At 58.4% G+C, this 1,106-nt stretch carries 1 protein-coding gene; it reads right to left on the bottom strand.

What is annotated here, in order from left to right:
- Nucleotides 1–558: 558 nt before the first annotated feature.
- The gene (locus M0G41_RS18965) at nucleotides 559–963 is read right to left on the bottom strand and encodes a DUF7684 family protein (protein ID WP_425511283.1); all 405 of its coding nucleotides are present in this window, start codon (nucleotides 961–963) and stop codon (nucleotides 559–561) included.
- Between the last annotated feature and the right edge of the window lie 143 nt (nucleotides 964–1,106).

The raw sequence follows: 1,106 nt of genomic DNA, 5'->3' as shown, positions 1-1,106 counted from the left end.
TGATGGCCAGGATCAAGACGATCCACCCAAAGGCCGAATACACGATTGCAGCCGATCCGGTCTGCTATTGAACTACGAGCGCTTGGGGCTAGTTGACGGGGGAATCCATACATGCATAGTTGGATGGCAGCCTTTGAGCCGGTTCGATCGGACGGTGGCCACGACAACGACTGGCTACACGGCCCATGACGCCAGCCAGAAGCCTAGGGCGGCAAAGGCCAGCGCTGAATGGACCCAACTGGGGCCCACCGAGAGCACTGAAGAGGACGGCGCCTCCCACCTGAAGACGAACCGGAAGCTTGCGGGCCTAAGGGCGATCAGGAGAGCGAGACAAGCCAGAGCGACGCCTGGGAGAACCCTCGGCCAGTCAGAAAGCCCGCTGGCCTCAGAAAGGTTAGAGAGGCTGGGCGCCGCGAAAACGGTGAAAGAGAGGATTCGCGACGCGATGTGGTAACGATCAGGCATAAGCTGCCATCCAACGCCGCGTTAAGCGGCCGCCGGCCGAAAGCGTATCAGTAAACATCGAAGCACCTTCCGGCGGTCCGCTTGAACGCATAGTTAGGCAGCAGCATAGATTGCGCAAAGTTCCTGCTCTCTTGGAGACTCGCCTACGTGCAGAATGATGGTTCGAGTTAGGTCGACTGATGAATGGAAGGCGCAGCTCTTAGCGAACCACATTACCTCCTGCAATGACTCGTTCTCGTGCCATGTCGTCATGACATCGGCCCCCTCGGGAATCGCCTCAAACCCGACCGCCTCCAAGTTTGCATGATCAACCGAGTCGTCCCAGCTGCTGCAACGCGCCCCCCAAGCCAGCATGTAAAGGCAACCTACAGAAACAAGCCACTCGCTGACCGTGGATTGCCACTCAGGGCTGACCTCAGTATCAAGTACGACAATCACCCTGCTTGGTTCTGCCGCAAGCGCCGGAGGAGACTCACCTGGCTTGATGGAGAGGTACATGACAGACGCACCCATGCTGCCTAACGCCGCGTTAAGCGGCCGCCGGCCGACAACGTATCAGTAAACATCAAAGCACCTCCCGGCGGTCCGCTTGAACGCACAGTTGGACGGCATGCCCAGAAACCTAGATGAAAGGCTTGGTA

The sequence above is a fragment of the Pseudomarimonas salicorniae genome (genome assembly GCF_023156535.1).
Classification (GTDB): Bacteria; Pseudomonadota; Gammaproteobacteria; order Xanthomonadales; family Xanthomonadaceae; genus Pseudomarimonas; species Pseudomarimonas salicorniae.
Note: the sequence above shows the minus strand (reverse complement) of the source record. Positions and strands in the feature narration are given on the sequence as shown.